General features: G+C 50.1%; 15 protein-coding genes. 7 read left to right on the forward strand and 8 right to left on the reverse strand.

Annotated features, from left to right (window positions below):
* Positions 1-291 precede the first annotated feature (291 nt).
* Together ACWI0H_RS02040 and ACWI0H_RS02045 are read right to left on the reverse strand one after the other, a co-directional pair.
* Positions 292-2,001, reverse strand: a complete 1,710-nt coding sequence (locus ACWI0H_RS02040; RefSeq protein WP_485874664.1) for a UvrD-helicase domain-containing protein — start codon at positions 1,999-2,001, stop codon at positions 292-294.
* Entirely contained in the window at positions 2,001-3,746 is a 1,746-nt protein-coding gene (locus ACWI0H_RS02045; RefSeq protein WP_022520324.1) for an ATP-dependent nuclease, read from the reverse strand. Before ACWI0H_RS02045 ends, ACWI0H_RS02040 begins: the two co-directional genes overlap by 1 nt.
* A gap of 416 nt (positions 3,747-4,162) precedes the next feature.
* Here ACWI0H_RS02045 and ACWI0H_RS02050 point away from each other — a divergent pair, with 416 nt between their 5' ends.
* The 3 genes from ACWI0H_RS02050 to ACWI0H_RS02060 all read left to right on the forward strand — a co-directional run bounded on the left by ACWI0H_RS02050 (position 4,163) and on the right by ACWI0H_RS02060 (position 12,248).
* On the forward strand, positions 4,163-5,005 hold the full coding sequence (locus tag ACWI0H_RS02050; RefSeq protein WP_485874665.1) for a hypothetical protein: 843 nt from the start codon (positions 4,163-4,165) through the stop codon (positions 5,003-5,005).
* Between the two features lie 309 nt (positions 5,006-5,314).
* Positions 5,315-6,274 (forward strand): toll/interleukin-1 receptor domain-containing protein, encoded by a 960-nt coding sequence (locus tag ACWI0H_RS02055; RefSeq protein ID WP_485874666.1) that lies wholly within the window; start codon positions 5,315-5,317, stop codon positions 6,272-6,274.
* 598 nt (positions 6,275-6,872) lie between these two features.
* Entirely contained in the window at positions 6,873-12,248 is a 5,376-nt protein-coding gene (locus ACWI0H_RS02060) for a hypothetical protein (RefSeq protein ID WP_485874667.1), read from the forward strand.
* 7 nt (positions 12,249-12,255) lie between these two features.
* Here the strand turns inward: ACWI0H_RS02060 and ACWI0H_RS02065 are convergent, their stop codons facing one another.
* Together ACWI0H_RS02065 and ACWI0H_RS02070 are read right to left on the reverse strand one after the other, a co-directional pair.
* Positions 12,256-13,137: a hypothetical protein gene (locus ACWI0H_RS02065; protein ID WP_101147618.1), complete on the reverse strand. Its 882-nt coding sequence runs from the start codon at positions 13,135-13,137 to the stop codon at positions 12,256-12,258.
* Between the two features lie 212 nt (positions 13,138-13,349).
* Entirely contained in the window at positions 13,350-13,499 is a 150-nt protein-coding gene (locus ACWI0H_RS02070) for a DUF4113 domain-containing protein (RefSeq protein WP_101147619.1), read from the reverse strand.
* Between the two features lie 366 nt (positions 13,500-13,865).
* Here ACWI0H_RS02070 and ACWI0H_RS02075 point away from each other — a divergent pair, with 366 nt between their 5' ends.
* Positions 13,866-14,189 carry a type II toxin-antitoxin system RelE/ParE family toxin gene (locus tag ACWI0H_RS02075; protein ID WP_101147620.1) on the forward strand — a complete coding sequence of 108 codons (324 nt, stop codon included), beginning with the start codon at positions 13,866-13,868 and terminating at the stop codon, positions 14,187-14,189.
* Positions 14,190-14,215: 26 nt separating this feature from the next.
* Entirely contained in the window at positions 14,216-14,509 is a 294-nt protein-coding gene (locus ACWI0H_RS02080) for a helix-turn-helix domain-containing protein (protein ID WP_008958885.1), read from the forward strand.
* A 581-nt stretch (positions 14,510-15,090) separates the two neighbouring features.
* On the opposite strand, the gene ACWI0H_RS02085 is transcribed toward ACWI0H_RS02080, so the two are convergent.
* Together ACWI0H_RS02085 and ACWI0H_RS02090 are read right to left on the reverse strand one after the other, a co-directional pair.
* Positions 15,091-17,424: a TOTE conflict system archaeo-eukaryotic primase domain-containing protein gene (locus tag ACWI0H_RS02085; protein ID WP_101147621.1), complete on the reverse strand. Its 2,334-nt coding sequence runs from the start codon at positions 17,422-17,424 to the stop codon at positions 15,091-15,093.
* Between the two features lie 116 nt (positions 17,425-17,540).
* Entirely contained in the window at positions 17,541-17,834 is a 294-nt protein-coding gene (locus ACWI0H_RS02090) for a lysozyme inhibitor LprI family protein (RefSeq protein WP_157826565.1), read from the reverse strand.
* Positions 17,835-17,950: 116 nt separating this feature from the next.
* Here ACWI0H_RS02090 and ACWI0H_RS02095 point away from each other — a divergent pair, with 116 nt between their 5' ends.
* Positions 17,951-18,211 (forward strand): hypothetical protein, encoded by a 261-nt coding sequence (locus ACWI0H_RS02095; RefSeq protein ID WP_157826566.1) that lies wholly within the window; start codon positions 17,951-17,953, stop codon positions 18,209-18,211.
* 227 nt (positions 18,212-18,438) lie between these two features.
* Here ACWI0H_RS02095 and ACWI0H_RS02100 read toward each other — a convergent pair whose 3' ends face one another.
* Positions 18,439-18,966, reverse strand: a complete 528-nt coding sequence (locus ACWI0H_RS02100; protein WP_485874668.1) for a hypothetical protein — start codon at positions 18,964-18,966, stop codon at positions 18,439-18,441.
* Positions 18,967-19,127: 161 nt separating this feature from the next.
* On the opposite strand from ACWI0H_RS02100, the gene ACWI0H_RS02105 reads away from it, so the two are divergent.
* Positions 19,128-20,381 carry an IS256 family transposase gene (locus tag ACWI0H_RS02105; RefSeq protein WP_054641842.1) on the forward strand — a complete coding sequence of 418 codons (1,254 nt, stop codon included), beginning with the start codon at positions 19,128-19,130 and terminating at the stop codon, positions 20,379-20,381.
* A gap of 207 nt (positions 20,382-20,588) precedes the next feature.
* Here the strand turns inward: ACWI0H_RS02105 and ACWI0H_RS02110 are convergent, their stop codons facing one another.
* The gene (locus ACWI0H_RS02110) at positions 20,589-20,729 is read right to left on the reverse strand and encodes a hypothetical protein (protein WP_485874669.1); all 141 of its coding nucleotides are present in this window, start codon (positions 20,727-20,729) and stop codon (positions 20,589-20,591) included.
* Positions 20,730-20,759: the final 30 nt, after the last annotated feature.

Genomic DNA, 20,759 nt, shown 5'->3' on the forward strand with positions numbered 1-20,759 from the left:
GGTATTGGTTTCTTCTATATTTGGTAGCGGGGACCGGATTTGAACCGATGACGGTTATGAGACTGATGAGATAGGGACATATTATATGTCCTAAAATTGCATCTAATGTTCTAAAATCATCATTAAAAAGGGTTTTTTATAGGTTGCATTCGTGGAGGCAGTGTCACTTAAGAACACATGAGGGAATTTATACTTGGCACAGAAGTAGGAGGAATTCCTTGAAAGGAAGTGACCTTCGGGCCAATCACAGGGCACAGTCAAGCTGTTGAGATAGGTCGAACGTAGATGACCTTATGCCTCAGTTTCCTGAAAGCCAAGATCGAGTAATCCTGGCCGTAAATCAACTAACGCACTGGCTGGCACACCAAGCCAAAACAAGTTCCGGGCGCGGGTAACCGCAACATAGCCAATACGCCCGATCTCTGTATCCACGCCGTTCATTAAGCCTTCGGCATGTTCCTTGTTTGTCAAATACAGCACTGCATCCAGGCTTTCTCCCTTCGCCTGATGAACTGTGTCAACGCGAATTCGGGGTCGGTAATTATTCCCATTCAGGTCAGCGGCAGATAGTAACGGTCCATCAGGCAAATCTCTTGTAGTGAGTTTGCTACCAAGCTTATCGACGCTCGTCAGACCACAATCTTTATTAATTTGAGCCAGTAAAGTTTTGACTCTATTAAGTAATAGGGGGTGCCACTGCGCTTTTCCATTGAGCGATACACCGGGCAGTCCCATATCAGGATTGCGAGTAAAAGCCCAGATGAGCCGACGTAACGCCTGATCCTCATGTTGGGATGTTAGCTTAGCCAACATCCCATTTGGAGCATCAACGAGTAGGTTGACGATACCGATAGCCACCAGCCTGAATGCACCTTGATAGTCTTTAAAACGCTCGCGCAGAATTGCAGCCTGTGTAAACCGTTTGACGATGCCCCAGCCCGGAGACCCTTTGTTGCCAGCCAGTTTATCTGCCTGTTTGCGTCCGCGGCAGAGTACCGCCGAACGCTCCAACCTAAGGCCAGCGGCCTCCACTGCTCTCTGAAACGAAACAATGAGTTGCTCTCTGTCATTCTTACCGTAAGCTACAAAGAAGGTACCATGGACTGTATCAGGCGCTTCCCTATCTGCGGCATCGGTTCGTCCGGCCAGATGGTTGGCCAGATCAAGGATTGGTGGCACGGACCGGAAGTTTCTCTTCAATTCGAGGCTATTTACGCCGTCACGTTGCCCGTACTTTGACAAGAACGCCCCATCAGCACTGGCAAATTCATAAATACCCTGATTTGGATCTCCTATCAGCGAGACCTGGCAACCAGCACTCACTAGCTGCTCGATGATGACCTGATGAACCGTTCCGATATCCTGAGCCTCGTCAATCAGGATATGCGGATAACGGCGAACCAGAGCACGCAGAATCCCAGGTTGATCTGCTAACGTGCGATAGCACCAGTAACGCCCGAGGTTGTGTGTGTAGGCACCGATCCGCCCAAGGCGATGCACCACGTCTGCAGCTTGGGCAGTATTGAGCCTGTGCATTTCACTTTTAATATCCGAGTAGCAGAAGTAGACACCTCCAGCGTCAATACCGACCTGCATTTCATTGATAGCGCGCGGGTAAGGATCCGTTTGAAAGGTGAATCCTTTCAGAAATGCTTCTCCACCGGTCACAAGGAAAGCCGTCTGTTGCGCGCCCATCGTCCGATAGGCATGAGGGCGCAACACATTGCTGGTGATGAAAGTATCCAGCGTATTTATGTCCACGCGGTTGTTGACGTTGCTGCTGAGCCCCAGATCTTGATATTCCTTTCGGAAAGTATCTACAGCGACATTGGAGAAGGACAGGAGTGCCACACGTCCACGATGATTACCAAGTTTTTGACGAATATTGGCCAGACGTCGCACGGCAGTGAATGTCTTGCCGCTGCCAGCACAGGCAATTACTGACAAGGGCTCTACTGAGGCATCTATAACCTGCGTCTGCTCTTCGGAAGGGTGGTTCACTACTTGGCCTCCGCTGTTTGACAGGCATGAGAAATCGCATTCTGGATATAGTCTGGCACTACAAAAGCATTGCCTTCGGCAATAACTTGCGCCAGTGACTGGCCAAAGCGCCCCTTCTGCACATTATTTTGTTTGCGCTCAAACATGCCGCTGAATAAAGTCCGTGCTTTGGCTGCATCGCCATCTTCCTCTTCGACCTTAGTCTGGAGGTCTTGCGCGATTCTCGGGTGCATATTTCTAAGTGCAGCCAGCATTGCGATGCGATTAACGTCAACCAACGCCAGATCATATTCGAGAGTTTTGAGACCGCAGAAAACCTTAACGAGGGAATCCTCGTTTTTCTTCATCCTGGCGGTATTGTTTGAAACCCTAATTTCCTCGTCGAACGTGGGATAAACGGCCACCGTTTCTCCGGTTTCATCCGCTTCACTTACTGGATCCGCGTCGGTGATCACGGATACTGGAATTTTCAGGGCCTCCTCGCCAAACAGAGGCAAAAAAGAGTCAAAATTGAGTCCTTCGACACTGATTAGGCTGACGCCGTGCTTGCGCAGGTTATAGCCACACATTTCCGCGAGCACATTGACCAGCATCAATTCGGCCGCGCCTTCAACGAAGATGATACGACGGGCAAAAAACAGTTCAGCGCGGGTCACATCAAGGTAGCGTTCGAGCTTTTCTCTTTTTCCCCTTTCAAATTGGATGGTGCGTGGGAAGAAAGTCTCCACGCCAGTGGCTGTTTCGACCAGACAGGTGAGACTGTCGAGATTAGCAATGCTGGCGAAGTTGGGGGAATGGCTAGAAACAAACAACTGAACGGGCTTCTCACCCTCCCCATCTTGAATCGATTCCAGATAATCTAGCAACACCGCCTGCAACTGCGGATGCAAGTGTGCCTCAGGCTCCTCAATGATCAGGCCTCGGTAACTCGCGTCAGCGTTCCTGGCCAGCTCACAGAGAACCACCGCCATGTAAATCAGATTGTTAAATCCAAGCCCGTTCTGTTCAATTTCGAAGTCGTCCACTACTAACGACAGGCGTGATGCCAGCTTCTGAAAATCGCTTCCGCTCAATCCCAAATCCAACACTTGGGCTAGCTGAGACCCTAGCATCGTGTCATGCCGACTTGTGATGGCCGAGTGAGCGGTAATAATCGGATCGTGGCCCCTTAGCTCTTCATCGAGCAGTTTAAGTGCTTCATTAATTCCATCACGACCTTCATCATCGGCAAGGAGCTGAAATAGTCGAGCCAGCTTGCTATGGCGATTGGGCTTGAGACCCTGTGAAGCATCTCTAAGAGGTGGCAGGTAGACACCGCGAAGGTTCTCGATCATATCCGCGGTCAGGCCTATCTCTTCATGGTCTCCACACCAACGCCTTACTCGCAGCCTGCCAATCTTGTCAGCTTCTGAATAACGGATGTTAATGTGAGCTTCAAACCTGCCATCTTCGTCCGGCTTCAGTGCTGCCAGAAAGTCTGCTTCGTCGTCTACGTCCAAATCCTGGAAGACGTACTTAAACTGGATGTCACCTGCCGGATCGCCCCCCTTTGGTCGATGCATATCGTCGTTGTTAAAGCGCGGGTATGGCTCGTCGTATCCTGCAAGTAGCGCGCGCAATGCATCAACAATAGCGGTCTTGCCAATGTTATTAGAGCCGACCAGGACGTTCAGCCCGGGCTGAAACTCAAGGTCAACAGATTGCAATTTTCTGAAGTTCGTTATTTTCAGTTTTGCTAGATACACTGATGTAGCGCCCCCTGTGGATCGGTTTTTAATTCATCCATTGTTATCACGACTGTGTAATCAACACATCACCTGCGCCCCATTCCAGAAAAGGTCATAAGCGGTTACCCCAGCAATAGCATGCTTCTATACCAATGTGATACCCCAAGCCCTGGGGAGGAAAAGGGCTATTTCCGCTCCCTAAATAAATTTTATCCCGCTAGCCCTTTCTTAAATCGTTTCAAACCTTCGCGGTTACTGGGAGGCCACAGTGGCCTCAAGCCTGCCATATTTTGTACGCCTTGAGAGTGCTTACTAAAATTAGATATGCTTGCGGCAACAGGTACCTAAAGCTCATTAGAAATAAACGGTTTCGGGTACCGACAGCCTGAGAGAAGGCCGGTAAGCTATCTTTCAAACTTCACGGAGATAAGCACATGACCCACCTCAAGCCGCCAGCCTCTCCCCTAGCCGTTTGCGAAGACATTCTGCGAAAGAGTAAACAATACAATTTGGAGCATCACTGTTTGCCGAGTGAGAGCAGAGTGATTGATAGACTGTTGAACAGAGGCCACGAGCTGGAAAGCGCCTATCTGGAACTGCACCGTAAGCTCGGCCATCACCCTCATGCACTGCAGGAATTTCTCGCCAAGCTTTTGAGTACAGCCGCATTTTGGAAACCGGAAGACATGAAGGCCGCCCGTGCTAGTCGATATCGTCTCATTGAGGTCAATCGGCAGATTGCGGACAAGGCTATGGAGCTCTCGACGCTGCTGGATGAGCGCAGCGTGCTCCATAATCTTTCCGGCTTCGCCAGCAATACCCATTATCATGTCTGCGAAATAATCGAAGAAGCCTCTGAACACAACCCTTTGTTTGGAATGGAGATTGGGGATAAGCTTAGCCGCTTACACTATCAATATGACCTAAAATATTGGCCATCACTAAGCGACTTCATGGACGAACTAGCTCAGGATGCTAGCGACGCAGATATTGAAGCTACTGATCCGCTAACCAAGGCGGCCACGGAGAGCTCTAGATCGTCAAAAGGTGATTTTCTCAGGGCCTTCCTCGCTGCCATCGAGGAAAGCAGTGCTCAGGTGTTTGGGCGGCTGCCCAGTGACTTGAAGATCACGGACAATACCATGGCCTCCTTGATTAACTGCGCACTGGAGCTAAAGGTGGACGAGATGGCATCCGCCGACTATGTGAAGCGCTTCCGGCAGAAGGAACGCGAGCGCAGTAGAAGGACATCCTATTGGACATCAGCCAGCAATTGAAAAGATTAAATAAACACTCTGCTCGGAAATACCTGATTCGAACAAAATTTCAATTTAAAAGTAGAGCGGTATAACCATATTGGATGTGCTATGCGTCACATGCTGCATCAACGCAAATGCTCCCATCATGAACGCTAACCGGGTCTCACAGTGCAAACAGGTCGTTTATTAACACTGGCTGCTTTGCGCCGTTGTGTGCATGCCATAGATAGGACGGATAACCTCTTGCCGAAATGCTAAATATATTTTTCTTTAAGAGCTGAAAAAGTCGTAAGATCAGGCAGGTCTTATAGGCTTGGAGTACTCATTTTGCCAAACGTTTTTTTCTCATACTGTCACGCTGACGAGGTGCTGAGAGATCAGCTAGAAAAGCAGCTAGCGATGCTCAAGCGTCAAGGTGTTATCGACAGCTGGCACGATCGAAGAATTGGTGCTGGTCAGGAGATCGACGCAGCCATTGATCAACATATCAACAGCGATGAGATAATTTTGCTGTTAGTGAGTCCTGATTTCATTGCTTCCGACTATTGCTACAACATAGAGATGGCGCGTGCCATGGAACGCCACAACGCTAAGGAGGCAATCGTCATTCCAGTGATTTTGCGAGCATGCGATTGGCACCACGCCCCATTTGGAAAGCTGCTTGGCACCCCCCAGGATGGAAAGCCGGTCACTCTCTGGCCGGATAGAGACGAAGCATTGTTACAGGTCGCGAAGGAGGTTCGCAAAGCGGCTGAAAGGTGGCGAAGCACTCAATCAAGCGCCGAACGAGTGGATGTTGGGGCTTTGATGCATACCCAGCAGACTGTAGTTGCCGGCCCGCGTTCGAGTAACCTTCGAGTCGCTAAGACTTTTACTCAGCTGGACAAAGACCGGTTCCAAATCGACACATTTGAATACATTGCGCGCTTTTTCGAAAACTCTCTGAATGAGCTCCAAGCACGGAACCCAGGTTACGAAGGTGTATTTCGTCGAATCGATGCTAATCGTTTTTTTGCGACCATCTATAAAGATGGAGAGAGCGTCGCGACGGCGACAGTGTATGTTGGAGGGCAAATGGGAGCAGGGATCTATTACAGTCAGGGTGGTGACTCTTTCAGCAGTAACTCCTTTAACGAGGCTCTTTCGGTGCAAGCAGACGACCAAGCCCTTTACCTAACGAGCATGGGAATGGCTTTCCAAGGGCGTCAACATCAGAAGCTATCTCAGGAAGGGGCAGCAGAAATGCTTTGGGAAATCGTTATCGCGCCACTTCAGCGTGCAAGATAACTTCTCTATCGGAAACTGGGCCCCTGCTGGTTCATGGGTGGTAAACTCTATCCCAAAATAGGCTTTGCATGGGATAGGTTATTCCGATGGCTACCTTCTGAGTCTGCCTAGCGCTTGGGTGCTGGAACGTCTGCTGGGCCCACGCTCACTTTGGACGATTGTGACATCAAACTCGTCAATTACCAGTGAGCAGTGATAGTTGCCTTTTGCCCACGATACCTACTTAGAGTTAAGCAACTGTTTCCCTCAAAGTGGCCAAAGATATTTGGGCGCACCGCTAGTTGGTGCCCTAAAAATTTTTTGCCACCACTTGTGAACCATGCCACTCAGGCAACCCCTGGTCTGTCGTGCATGTAACATTAAATGTTGTCTGGGCATGCCACACCTGTTCACGAGGTTTAGCAAGGCAGAATTTGTTTGGCTGGTGGCGACACCATCTTTAGTTATATGAGTAATCCAAAATGGCAGGTTGACAGCTCTGGTGCGCAACTACTTTGGTTACTCGTGCTTGGTATCAAGAGATATTGGTGGCTATCACTATTATTTATATGTTTTTTAGATATATAGTAACTGTCTATATAAGAATGAATAAGTCGTAATGGTAGAGCATACGTTCGCGGTCAAAAGAGACGATATAAGCACTGGTAAGCAAATAGCGCGCTTTGGCCACCCCTATCGCGATATATGCCAATGGGCTGCCCAGCATGATCTCAGTGATGCTCTGGAACTGGCTTTTTGGACGCTTGGATTGGATCACCAGGTCGTCGCGATTGGCAACCTGGTTAATGAATTTCACCATCCTGAATCAAAAGACATTCTGGCTCGATGGCGGCAAAACCCCACCCTTGCCTCGCTAGATGATCTGGCGAAAGCCATTCGTCAAGATCCCTTGATCAACCTTCAGTATCCTGCATTTCCTCATGCAGGAGACGCTACAAAAACGAAACAAACATATAAAGGCAGCCTTAAAGAGCAAACGTTTCTTATAACGTTAATTACTTACCCGCTGCCTGGGGCGGAGCAATCATCTGAATACGTGTTAAGGCGTGCGCTACGCTTGTGGTTGGTCGCGCAGGCGGCGAATCGGGTAGTGACAGAGCATTGCTTAGCGGATCGAAATATCAGTACCGCAGCGCGCTTTTTGATTGCAGACCGCTATAAAGCGCAGTGGCAACTCGTTGATGATGTTTTGCGCCGTGCCCGACGTTACCTGACACCTGATACTTGGACATTTGAACGTTTTACTGACGCGTTGTCTTTGGCAGCTGAGCAGTACAAGCAAAGCCATACATTTGGTAAAAGTGGCACCGCATTCATCAATGCCATCATCGAGATTGCCAGTGGTGATACAAAAGCTTTCACCACTCAGCGCGATTTCCCTCCGCAGCCTTTTGTGCATGCTGAGTTATCTGCACCCATTTCTGAGCCGACACCGTTAATAAGCCTTGATGAGTCATCTGAACAGTTCATAGAAGTATGTCCTAACCCGGCGGGGTTGTTAGATGAAGAGGCTGATGAGGCGATTTACTTACTGCCGGTTGATGCAACAGATACCCAGGCTCAACAAGAACTGACAGGGCGTAGCTTTTATCAACAACAAGCGGAAACGTCCCATTACCTACCGTGGAGCTATTCCAAGCTTTTGCCACCTGAGCGTTTACTGATTGAGCAGTGGATTGCCCAGCAGCTCAAGCATGCTGATCAACGAGAGCGATTGGGCGGAGCGTTAGTGTGGCTCGCGATACGTTTTTCGCGGTCTCTTAGCCAAGTGCTTGCAATGGGCATTGGAGACGAGGCCCAAGGGGAGTGGTCTTTATCATCAAACCTCAAGCAAATGCACCGCCTGCCACCGCGTCGACGTAATGCCTGGAAACCCGATATCGCCGCGCAACCTTACGTGGCAGCTGTTCACGAAAAGCAGCGTATTGGACTAATCCCTGAAGTAAGAGAGGCGCTTTTAATCAGTAGTCAGCCATTACCCACCCAAGCGTCATCGCTGGCAGAGCGTTGGCAAAGCGCATCACCAGCCCAGAAAATTGAGGTGTGGTTTAATGAATGCATGAGCATAGCGTGCCCACGCGTTACCAGCGGTAAGCTGACTGAGGTATGGGGCCAAACTGTTTTTGATGCCTCAGGCAATCACCATTTCGCGAGGATGCTAACCGCTCACCCCAATAGCGCGTTACCTGGTGCATGTAGCTATGCCAGCTGGGATATCGAGGCGATTGAGCAAGGGCTTGCATTACCTTATCAATTCCAGGGTGCCGAAACGTTACAATCGACGAATCAAGGCAGCTTGTTGGTACCGCTTGAAGCCCAGCTCAATAGGGCGATTAACGAAGCGACTCAGCAGCTCAAAGAAACGTTAGAAGGCAATGATCTGGTGCGTCTACATAATCAGTGGACCAGCTACTGTGTCATGGCCCTCTATGCGGCAACGGGGAGTCGGTACCTTAAAGACCCTTTTGAAAGCCCACGGTTTTTTAATCACGACCTCCCTGCTGTGTTTATAAATGATAAAGCGGAAGGCAGCGGTGTGCGGAATGGTCGTATGGTGCCATTGGCCGATAAGGCGATTAAGTTTGTCGAGGCTTACCTATCGTACCTTCAACGTCTCGCCGAGAATTTGTTGAGCACCCATCCTGCAATATCCTCACGAATTAACACGCTATTAGAATTGCCTGCGAAGGCTGAACAGCCCCTATTCTTTTTACTCGATGAGTCGCTCAATTGGCACTCTATGTCAGCGACTGATCTACCAGGTGCCACCTTATTCGACTGGCCACTACCCCCCAATCTTTTCCGTCACCGAGTAGCACAGCAATTACCCTTATTAGGCGTCGATAACGAAGTTGTGGATGGTTGGCTGGGGCATGCGGAAAAAAGTGTCGCCACCTATGGCGACACCTCGGCCCGCAGCTGGATGGACGACTGGACAGCATATCGCAAAGAGGTCAATGAGCTCTTTGAGCGACTATCGTTTGATTTGCTAGCACCACCTGCCTCCTTGCCAGTAGCTGCCGTGAGCAGCTTGCGTGATTCAGCGTCATCTTCCCGGGCATTTGGGCAGCGGCTACGCGAAAAAAATCGTCGCTTGGCAACACGAAACGCTATCAGAGCAGCGCTTAACGATATTGAGTTGTTTCTAAAAGGGCGTGATATGGCCACGCTGTCCGCTGATGAGATCAATCAACTGGGGCGGCAAATGTTGCTTCAGCAGGGAAAAACGCCTTACCCCTCTGCAGCCTTACGGTTTAGTGTGCTGACACGCTTGCTAGAGCGGCATGAGTCACCGCATCGCCAAGCGTTTCAGCGCCGTTACATTCCGATGTTGCCGGAAAAAACGCTGATTCATGAGCACGCACCCGCTTACGCTGCATTAATGACTCAATTGACGCATTGGGCATCGACTATGCGTCCATACGCCACCCGAACCCACTGTTCTAAACGCCAGGCATTAGCGCTCGGTGCGTTACTTTTGTGTATTGAAAAACGTATTTGTTATATGCGCCTGCTGAAGGATGTGTGCCAAGGGGACAACTTTCGGCTGTTATATCACCGTAAAACCTATTACTTGGAGTATAGCGAACAGTTAGATAGCACCAGCTGGCAAGCCCCCGTACAGCGGCACACAGTGTCATATCATGTGGCATCACTACTAACTTACGGCCAACGCCTAACATCTACCAAAGCGCTCGACGATCCTTGGACGATCCCAAAACAAGCGCCGCCTTTGCCTGAGGCATTGATCCAGTGCTGTGAGAGTCAAGAGTGTATAACGATCCAGCAGATACTTGGGCAGGCGGCCGCTATTGTCGATCAAGCCAATCTTCTGAGATTACCGGGCGTATTGGCTGGCGCGTTAGCAGGGCGGATAGTGGCCACCAGCCTCCCTATGCAAGCGCACATTCGTATGGTGCACGGCAAATCGCTGATGTTCCCACCTTCAGCAGTCAACACTGAGGATTTGGAGCTCTCGACAGCGTTGCCAGCGCTATTACGAGCTAATGGCGATAAACATGAGCTGCAGCAACAGGCGGTACTTCTTTTTAAAGAGGTGAAGCAAATCTTGGATGGCTACACCAAGGCGCAGGCTAAAATAACGGCAAAAACACTGGAGCAACTAGTAACCCAGCGAAACGGTAAAGTAAGTAGTGCCATCATGCTGTTGGTCATCTGGATCGCGACGGTTATCCGGAGTGGTAAGGGGCGAGCGGGCAGGCGCTTTAAGCCGTTCGAAAGCAGTAGTATTCATCGTTACTGGGGCGCGTTGCGTAAGCTTTTTGAGGAGCTTGCGTACGGTGTCGACCTGATGGCGATCGGTAGTGAAGAGATCACCGCCTTTTATGCAGGTCTGATTGATTATCAAGAAACCCAGTTGAGCGATATGAGCTATTTTAGCCATCGTCTACGCTCTTTTCACCGCGTAGCCGCCTCTCTCGGCGTTGAAGAACCGGATTGGGATGAGCTACCCGTTGCAGAGCAAGGAAGACACGTGCGTGCTGAAATGCTCTCAGAACGAGAATACCTTGAGACACTGAAGCGGATAGAAGCATCGCAACGAGACCCCGATATTGCGTGTTTACTTCAGTTTGTATTGCTATGCGCGTATCGCTTTGGTTTGCGGCTGGATGAAGCGAGAGGGTTGCTCAGGCGAGATTGGTGTGAATCTCATGGCTACTGCTGGGTTTTGATTAGGAACAATCGTTATCGAACATTAAAAAGTGAGGCCTCTCGACGTGCTGTGCCGCTTTTGTTTTCTCTCGAGGCGACAGAGCAACGTATGCTTAACGCTGTGCTTAATCGTCATGATGCGCTACTGGGGGGTGAGGCGTCCCTACCGCTGCTAGGTGAGATACGCGATGGGAAAGTCGAAGTAGCGCTTAGTGCATCAGCAATCAGCGCTGCTGAGATAGATGCGTTACGTCACGTGAGTGGCAGCCCAACACTATCACTACATCACGCCCGTCATGCGTTTTACAATATAACGGCAGCCTCTCTGCTACAGCTAAAAACGCCTGTCGCCACCAAAATAACCCAGCATATAGATAGCGCTGACATTCGTCAGATGGTGATGGGGCAGCAACATTACTGTTCGCGTCGCGTGATGATGGGGCTGGCGCGCTTAATGGGGCACCGCCAGCCATCGACTGGGCTGCTTAACTATAATCATTTAATTCTAGAATGGGCGGATGCGCTGACACCTGTTAAAGGGACAAATGGCAGCATTCTCAAAGAAGCAATCAAGCCGCAGGATTTTAAACGTTACACGCCGGCTGCTGTGCTACCTCAAGGACTTACTTTATTTAACGAGCCAACACCGCATTTATTGATGAAAGCGTTGCGATTAGGCGCGCTACGGCAGAATGTGCGACGATCGAGTGAGGCGTTGGGATTGTCCCCGGTACATGCTGCTATCCTTGAAGGTGTTATTCAGGAAGCTGAAAGCAATATGCGCTTCAAAATTCGGGGAAAAGACCAATGGATAACATCGCAAGAATACCCCTTAGGACTGCTGCGCAGTATCAGCGACGCTGCATGGGATCGCCTGCTCGAGCAGGCTAAAAAAATTGATGGCGAAACCTTAACGATTAATGGGGCACTAGAGCTCAGTGAGTTAGCTTGTCAGGTTGGACGGCACCGGCATCTACTGATGAGTGAAACGAGGCACGTGGCAGTTATCGCTCTTACTGTCAAAGCATTTAAAGTGTCTTCATCCAACTACGTCATTGTTGGAAAAAACTGCAGCGATGACGTAAAGCGAATGCTGCACTCGTATGGGTTGAAAGAGATAAGTGATACGGGTGTTCAGCTAGATATGTTTGAAGTTGTAAAGGGCGGTAGAGAGATGAAGTATCAGCAGTATGCCGGGCTACTACTAGGTAAAAATGAACGCGATATTGTTAGAAATCGGTATGAGTTGGCAGTCGCTTACATAGTGACTGCCACTTATTTGTATATGAATAAAAGGTAGTTTGGCGTTAGCTAGATTGCAGCTGAAAGGTTTCGTAAGGATTGTCATCGCTCGCAATAGAAAGAGTAGACAACACATATGTCTTTTGTTTGTTGGGGCCTTTGGGGTTTTCAAAACGATCGCCGGTATAGTATAGAATGTCGTTATTAACTTTTGCACAGGCTAATGTCATTATATGATCAGCATGGTTGCAGATTAGCGTGAAAGGTTTGCTTGATATTTTATTAGTTGAATCGATGCTGTAAAGAGAAATTGTGTTGTCGTATTCATCATATCCTGCTGGTACAGCATACCCTTCCATTGGCGTCGGTTTATGTGTTGAAAACGTTGGTGCACAATACTGACCGCTAACTAGGAGTTCCACTTTTGGTTGTGTTTTGTTATCTATTTCAGGTGATACGGTAAACGGATGCTTAATAGATCGTGCATTTTTTTTGTTAATGAATTTTTCAGAGTGTTCTGTAATAAATGCTTTGTCGTCTGATGATTTTTGATCGGTATAGGTGACGCTTAAAATATCTTTTTGCGTGATAACGGAGTACGTTATTTTGTAAGCTAAGAGGGCAAGCTTATGTGTGAGCGCTTCTTGATGGGGTTGGTTTTCTAAAAACAGCATGCCAATATATTTGTTTTTATGCTCGCCTTCTGTTTCTATGAAAAATTTATTTTCAATGCGGTCTTCGGTGTCAGGTGATAGATCTTCGATGTACTTAGTTAAAATACTTTGTAAGTGGTAAGTGAAATCTTTTATTTCAGTATTTGCTAGATTTTCTGGGGTGCATTCGATGCCGTTGATATATTGAAGCTTTATAGCATCTTCTAAAGAAACTACTTTTATGATGAGGTTTTCAGGATACTGAAAATGCGTTTTCTTTTGTTCTTTGGGCATGTTGTTCCTCAATACTTTAGGATCGAAAGGTTTAGGCTCTATGCTAAGAAAAATTTATATTGTGTAGTGAGATGTACTACCGACTCCTTCTTATTTGCTACTATATGTGCGCAAAAATAATTTATCAGCTACTACATGTGCTCGAAAGGTTAAATAAACGCAGTTTTTAATGCTATTTCCTAATTTAGCAACTATAGCTTCCGTACGCGTGATTAGCGTACATGCGGCAGCTCTTCCCATCGAGTGGTGTAGCTCGGAGTCCGGTGTTCAGAACGTAATGTCCAGGCGTTGCCTGCCCGTGGCAACCCTAGCTGTATTGTCCCTTGTCCTAACTCACGATTGAACTGGTCGACAGTGGCCATCAGCCGGTGCTGAGTTTTGCTTCGGCTTCTATTTGCGATGTTTCCGTTAGTGTAAGTTAACAGTTGGCTTTGGGAGAAAGGTCGAGGAGCATGACGTCGGCTTTATGGTAGGCGTAACCCTTACAGCCACAGCTGTCGAAGTCCTTGTGTGGCATGAAACAACTCGCGGCTTTCCCTCGTCGGGCGGTCTGATGTCGCCACTGTTGCTGGGTAAGACCAAGGCTAACGATAGACGTGATTCATGGATAAACGGAACCTAATGGAGCATTGGCACCTCGTAGTTTTCGACATCAAGCTTGAGCCATTTGATTTATGAGTCTATTATATCGGTATTGATATAAGCATTATGAAAATTGAGGAGTCAGCGTGGCGCGCAAGAAACCTGTTGCATTCGTCGGAGACTCTAAGGATAGGCTGCGCGACTTCCCTCTGGATGCCAAGAGAGAAGCGGGGTTTCAGATAGACAAAATTCAGTCTGGAGGTCAGTCAGACGATTTTCGTCCGATGCCAAGCGTTGGCTCTGGTGTGATGGAAATCCGTGTTCGAGAAAATAACGGTGCCTTTCGGGTTTTTTACGTGGCCAACCGAGATGATGTGGTATTTATTCTCCACTGCTTCCAGAAGAAAACCCATAAGACGTCCCAAAAAGACATCAATTTGGGCAAACAGCGATACAAAGAGCTGCCCTGAGTCCAGCTACTAAGTGAGGTGAGATAATGGCCATCGAATATTACAACAGTGTGTGGGATGCCATTGAGGATACGCCTGAGGAGGCGTTGAATATGAGGCTCCGTTCCGAGCTCATGGCAAAAATTGCTGGCCGTGTCAGGGAGTGGAACATTACTCAGAAAGAAGCAGCCGACCGATTAGGAATTACTCAGCCGCGCCTCAATGATCTGCTGAACGGTCGCATTAACAAGTTCAGCCTTGATGCCTTGGTCAACCTGACAGGGCCGGCTCACTTCCATCTCGAACTAGAGATTGAAGACGAGAAAGAGGTTGCTGCCTGAGAGTGACCAGCTCAGCGTGCCGTGTTTGAGCATTAGCCATCAGTGGATCGCAATATGATGCACCACGTGGCGTATTTTTATTGCGAGCAACTCAAGCAGAAGGTCATTGAACCAAGGTTTACGGTCGCCTGTGGGCAATCATTCAGGCGATCGGGTTTATTGGTTATCACCCGCTGACTGAAGCGCTATCTGCAGTGGCTTGGAGCTGAAATCAATCTGGATCAGCTCAATAGCTTGGTGGAGGATAAAGATATGTTGGCAGAGAACTTAGAGAACTGGGCTCAACAGGAGCGGTTCTGAAGGCCGTCTCGATGAAGCTCGCGATAATCTTCGGGCTCAGCTTAGCTTCAAATTTGGTGAAGTCCCGCACTGGGTGGAGAATCGGATCGAACAAGCTGATCATGACCAACTGAAAGTCTGGTCACGCGATATACTGTTTGCTAGCAACCCTGACGAAATGTTCAAGCAGTAACTCGCCAACAGTCTGATGGGGAATAAAGGGGTGCTGGCAGAAAATCTTGAAAGCTGGGCTCAGAAAGAGCGTCACCAAGGCATCGCTTGATTAGTTGTGCTCTCAACGTCTAAAGCAGCTTGGTTTGCCCTGAAGCGGTAAACTGGTACCCCATGGCTTTGTAGCCTTTCTCTCGTTTTCGGTACATGAGTTCAAGCATTGGCAGTCCAGTATCAAGGTAGTCATAGACAGTGACTTCCTGCTTGCCTTCAACGGCTCGGTGGATCCTGCCAGCGTACTGCGACAGCGTTCCTTTCCAGGCGATGGGCAGGGCTAAAAACAACGTATCTAACCGAGGCAAGTCAAAACCTTCTCCGATGTATTTGCCGGTTGCAACGATAACCTGGACCTTATGTAACTGCGCTTCCGCTGCCTGACGTTCTCTGACACGCATCCCTCCACGCAACACAACCGACGTTATGGATTCAGCGGCCAACAGTGCTGCCAGTGTCTCGGCGTGCTCTCGTCGTTCCGTCAGTAGAAGGCAGTTTGCCTGGTTGTTCACGCAGCTTGCTACATCCTGAACAATGTCCTGATTCCGGGCGTTGTTCTGTGCAAGCCAGCGGTAAACTGAGGCTATATGAGGGCGTTCACGAGACTGACAAATATCGGCAGGTGGAATTTCATGACGCTCCCGAACGATGACGCGCTGAACAAACCGGGAGCTATGTTCCGCACGAACTTTGTGACGAACGGGCCCCGCAACCATCAGCATGATCTTTTGGTGCCCATCTTGGCGGTCAGGCGTTGCGGTCAGGCCGACGACGTAGCGAGCGCTGACTTCATTAAGAAGCATCTCGTAGCGAGGGGCTGAGATATGGTGGCATTCATCGATGATGATCTGGCCGTATTCACTAACCAGGTCGGAGACCGTATTGTCTTTCTTATTGATCAGACTCTGGTAGGTGGCAACGTCGATCTGACCGGTAGGTTTCTTTTTCCCACCGCCTATCACACCCACGGAGACGCCCTCCATAAATGTTTCCAGGCGCTCCTTCCACTGATCTAATAACTGGCGATTGTGAGTGAGGATTAAGGTGTTGACCTGCCGCTTGGCTACAAGGCCAATGGCCGTTACGGTTTTACCAAACGCGGTCGGCGCATGAAGTATTCCGGTATCATGCTCGGCAAGTACCTCCACCGTCCTATTCTGATCATCACGCAGCGTTGCTTTCAGGCTGATGCCATTTAGAATCTGGCCTGGCATTCTGCGGTCATCGATTGCTAACGTTATTCCCTGACCCAGCAACAATGCCTGGAGCTCATCAAAACAGCCTCTTGGTACCGAGAGATAACCTTGCTCGATTCGGGCACAGGATATATAGCGAGGAATACCATGCGTTGAGAAACGCAGTGCCTGTGTTTTGAAAAATACGGGGTTGGCAAAGCTCGCCATGCGCTTAATTCGTGCAGCCAGCGTCCCCGGTATGTCTGACAACTTCATATAAATATGATTGGCCAGTATGAGCGTGATGGTTTCAGGACAACCGATAATTTTCTCTGTCTCAACTGGTAACGCTTGCTCCCACGGCATTGTAACGTCTGCGGTAGCATCGGAATCAGGCTCCCTGCCGACCTTTTCTCCGAGCTGAGCCGGTGAAAGAGGCTTGTGCCGACTGAGCAATGCCCATTGATCCGGATAAGGAATCAAGACATCGTCGACGAATACTGTACATCCGCGATTTCGCGCCTGGTATTGGAGCGGAAGAGCAATCAAATTGCCAAATCCACCAGCGGGCATCGTGTCCTGATTGGGGAATAACCGGTCATAGGAATTGAAGGACAAGCCCGGATGGTGGTCCATGGCTTTATCCAGCAACTTGAACCCCAACGTCCTCGCTGCCCAAGCCGGAACGGCTTCCGAAAAGAATATCCACAGATGGGCTCCCGCTCCAGACCGGGAGATCTCAACAAGATAAGGGATATCTTCATCACGACAAGCCTGAGCTAGCGCACGGACATCTGCTTTCCAGTTCTCTTTATCAAAATCTACTGCCAATAAATAGCAGGAGCTATCCGGTAGTAAAGGGTAAAGGCCAACCACCTGCTTGCCCGACAGATGGTCGTATACTGCACTAAAGTCTAGGGGTTTGAATTTTCTGTGGGGACATTCTCCGCACTTGATCTGGGGTTTCTGACAGAGCCCTGGAACCCATTCGTTGACACAGGCGACGGCATAGCCGGAACGGCCACCGGAATTCTGCCAGCGAAGCGCATAGACATCCTGCCTGCCACGAAAAAGCTTCCGGAACAGTTTGGTTTTTTGATCGGGGGTTAGCTGCGGTACTGGAGGTCGGGGCGCAGCATGATGCAGCTCGCTCTTCCGGGAAAGAAGGGCAGCCTTTTCCTTCTCAAGCGCTGATAATCTCAGCTCAATAGCCGCGAGTTCTTGATCTGCTCGGATACCTACCTCGTGCTTAGTGCGGTTCTTTTATTTGATGATCTAGTACTTCAGTACAGCTTATAAGCGCTAGTTTATCGTCAGTGCTGTAATAAAGGTCATCATGCCTGTTAGCCTGACTAATAGGGTTGCATCAGGTTTTTCAACTCATCTGCTCGCTTGGTGGTTTCGCTGAGCAAGCATGAATTGGCGTTGATGCGCGCCATTGTTCCTCCTTCCGGGTCAGCATAGAAACCGCAGTTGGCTTCCTTGTATGTAATCCATGCGCGTTGGGCGGTAAGCAACTGGTCGCGCCGTTCACTGCTCAACTGGCTACAAAGCTGCTGGTAGTTGTCATTGAGCCTCTGGTCTTGACGCTCATATTCGTTTGATATGCAGGTAACCATATCGACAGTGCTAACAGCTTGCTGCATACATGCTTCATACGATTGCGAATTTTCATTACCGTAAGTGACCGCGCTAGCCAAGTGGGGTGGAAATATGGGGTCATAAGTGCTGGCGAGAGCTACTGTTGGTCGAGGCATGCTCTGTGGCGCGCCATCGTCAACGGCCTGCCGGGCCAATAATTGGGGTGTATCACTATGAACGTCCTTGTGGCACCACGATATGGACGGCGGCCTGGTACGAGCTAACCCCAGACGGCACACGCAAAAAGCGAAGTGCCCAATACAGCTATGGCACGCCTCAATCTCGCTACGCCTCTTCTGAGGCAGCAATGCAAGCAGTGATTCGACGCCGCGAAGAAGAGGAAGCGCGGTGGTACTGTGTACGCGTGATAATCGACGTGTGAATCGTTAAGTAAGCACCTCCAAGGAGACTGGATGGCCTTTCGTTATCAGAGGAGTATTACCTTAACCCCCCGGTGTGCGCTTAAATCTGAGCAAGCGTGGGGCAGGCGTTTCAGTCGGCCCCGTGAGGAGGCTAGGCGCGACGTGTTCAATTATATTGAAATATTTTATAACTCAAGGCGCCAAGCCAACACGGCACGATTCAATCATTAAATCTTAATACCAATAATTAGAAACACTCTGGGTCAATCAGCAGTGTGAGTCGCCTTGGGTCACGGGGATTCAGGGCCATACGCCCGCCACGCGTATTCCGTAGCATTATGCTGGGTTGTGCGCGAGTATGGCCGATATAAACTTCTTCAATTTCTCTTAGATACTGCCTTAATCGCGGCCAATGCCGGTTGGCACCAACATTTGGTCGACGTGTGCCCAACCCTTCAAAGGCGTCATCAAGGACATCTCTCAAGAAGTAACGTAGCTCGATCTCAGAGATCTCATTGAGGCTTAGTTCAGAAAGCCTTTCAAGCATAATGCCTATCAAAAAATTGGGGCTTAAATTATCAATGTCGGCCGCTTTAAGCAGAGCCTGAGCGAGACAGTTGGGATCTTCAGGATGTTGAATGTCCCCATATTCGCTGAAGTCTTTAGTGTTTTTTGGGTTGTTAGCTAGCGCATTACTAACTTTCGCAACAGCTTCTTGGAACGCATCTTTGGCTTTACTTTGCTCAATGTACAGTTCCGTGCCGAACACATCCATCCAGACTTCTTTCAACCGTGAAAGAGCATTCCAATAGGCTTGTGCTGCTCCTTTTCCTTTAGAGTTAAGCTCAAGTCTGGTGTATGGGAGGAGGTAGGAAGGGTGGCGTATCCTGTTGATTGATCACGACCAAGATCTCAACCAACACGAGTGGATACGCCATGACCGATTCTACCCTCCGGGCTCTTTCACAACCAGAACCCCAGGTCACTGACCCGCTGCACGAGCTGCTGCGACGAGGTGCCCGTGACCTGATCGCCAAGGCCGTCGAGGCCGAGCTGGCCACCTTCCTGGCGCAGTATGCCGATCAGCGGCTCGACGATGGACGTCAGGCCGTGGTCCGCAACGGCTACCTGCCCGAGCGCACGGTCCAGACCGGGATTGGGGATGTCAGCGTGCAGGTGCCCAAGGTGCGTGACCGCAGCGGCGGTGGTGCTCGCTTCAACAGCAGCCTGCTGCCGCCCTACCTGAAGCGGGCCCGCAGCATCGAGGAACTGATCCCCTGGCTCTACCTGAAGGGGATTTCCACTGGCGACTACCAGGAGGCGCTGGCGGCGCTGCTGGGCGACCAGGCCAAGGGGCTCTCGGCCAACACGGTGTCTCGGCTCAAGAAACAATGGGAAGACGAGCATACCGAGTGGCGGCAGCGTGACCTGTCAGACCGTCGCTACGTCTACTGGTGGGCCGACGGCGTGTACAGCAACGTGCGCATGGATGACCGCCTGTGTCTGCTGGTGATCATCGGCGTCACGGAGCAGGGCCGCAAGGAGCTGGTGGCCGTCGAGGACGGCTTCCGTGAGTCGGCAGACAGCTGGGAAACGCTGCTGACGGGGCTACGAGAGCGCGGTCTGACTCAAGCCCCCAAGCTGGCGGTGGGCGACGGTGCCATGGGGTTCTGGTTGGCGCTGAGCAAGATCTACCCGGAAACCGACCATCAGCGCTGCTGGGTCCACAAGACCGCTAACGTGCTGAACAAACTGCCGAAATCAGTGCAGCCCAAGGTCAAGGCCGACCTCCATGACATCTGGATGGCCGAGACCCGCGACGAGGCGCACAAGGCCTTCGATCGCACGTTGAAACGCTTCGAGGCCAAGTACCCCAAGGCGATGGCGTGCCTGGCCAAGGATCGGGACGAGCTGCTGGCGTTCTACGACTATCCAGCAGAGCACTGGGTGCATATCCGCACCACCAACCCGATCGAGTCGACCTTCGCCACGGTCCGTCTACGGAGCAAGCGCAGCCGGAACTGCGGATCCCGGGCGACGACCCTGGCGATGGTCTTCAAGCTGCTCCAGAGCGCCGAGAAACGCTGGAAGCGCATCAAGGGGTTCAGCAAGCTGGAGCTGGTCGTGAACAACGTCCGGTTTCAGGATGGGGAGCAGGTAACCGATCAATCAGACAGGACTGCCGCCTGACTGCCATCCACCAGATTTGACTATAACTCTTTCCTTTATCATCGAATGCAAAACTCATAAATAACCTTTATAAATTAATAGCGTGTCGGTAAGTTAATGCGTCAATGAGCGACTTTTGTTGCGCACATGAAATGAACCGATTATTCCGGGGTGCGGTTTATTTGAGGCCGTAAACGATGGCCTTGCATCGCATGCTGTTAGTGTGCCTCAAACTTCTGCCATTGCCATTGCCATTGCCATTGCCATTGCCATTGCCATTGCCATTGCCATTGCCAGCGCATTATCTACTTCAATCCCAAGATATCTTGCAGTGCTTTCCAGCTTCGTGTGGCTCAGGAGCCGTTTCACGGATTCCAAGTTGTTCGTGCAACGGCGTAT

Source organism: Halomonas sp. NYA30 (genome assembly GCF_976980765.1).

Coding starts and splice junctions, on each gene's coding strand:
- ACWI0H_RS02050 (WP_485874665.1), top strand. CDS start 4,163: ATGACCCACCTCAAGCCGCCAGCCTCTCCCCTAGCCGTTTGCGAAGAC.
- ACWI0H_RS02060 (WP_485874667.1), top strand. CDS start 6,873: ATGGTAGAGCATACGTTCGCGGTCAAAAGAGACGATATAAGCACTGGT.
- ACWI0H_RS02065 (WP_101147618.1), bottom strand. CDS start 13,137: ATGCCCAAAGAACAAAAGAAAACGCATTTTCAGTATCCTGAAAACCTC.
- ACWI0H_RS02070 (WP_101147619.1), bottom strand. CDS start 13,499: ATGGCCACTGTCGACCAGTTCAATCGTGAGTTAGGACAAGGGACAATA.
- ACWI0H_RS02080 (WP_008958885.1), top strand. CDS start 14,216: ATGGCCATCGAATATTACAACAGTGTGTGGGATGCCATTGAGGATACG.
- ACWI0H_RS02090 (WP_157826565.1), bottom strand. CDS start 17,834: ATGCAGCAAGCTGTTAGCACTGTCGATATGGTTACCTGCATATCAAAC.
- ACWI0H_RS02100 (WP_485874668.1), bottom strand. CDS start 18,966: ATGGATGTGTTCGGCACGGAACTGTACATTGAGCAAAGTAAAGCCAAA.
- ACWI0H_RS02105 (WP_054641842.1), top strand. CDS start 19,128: ATGACCGATTCTACCCTCCGGGCTCTTTCACAACCAGAACCCCAGGTC.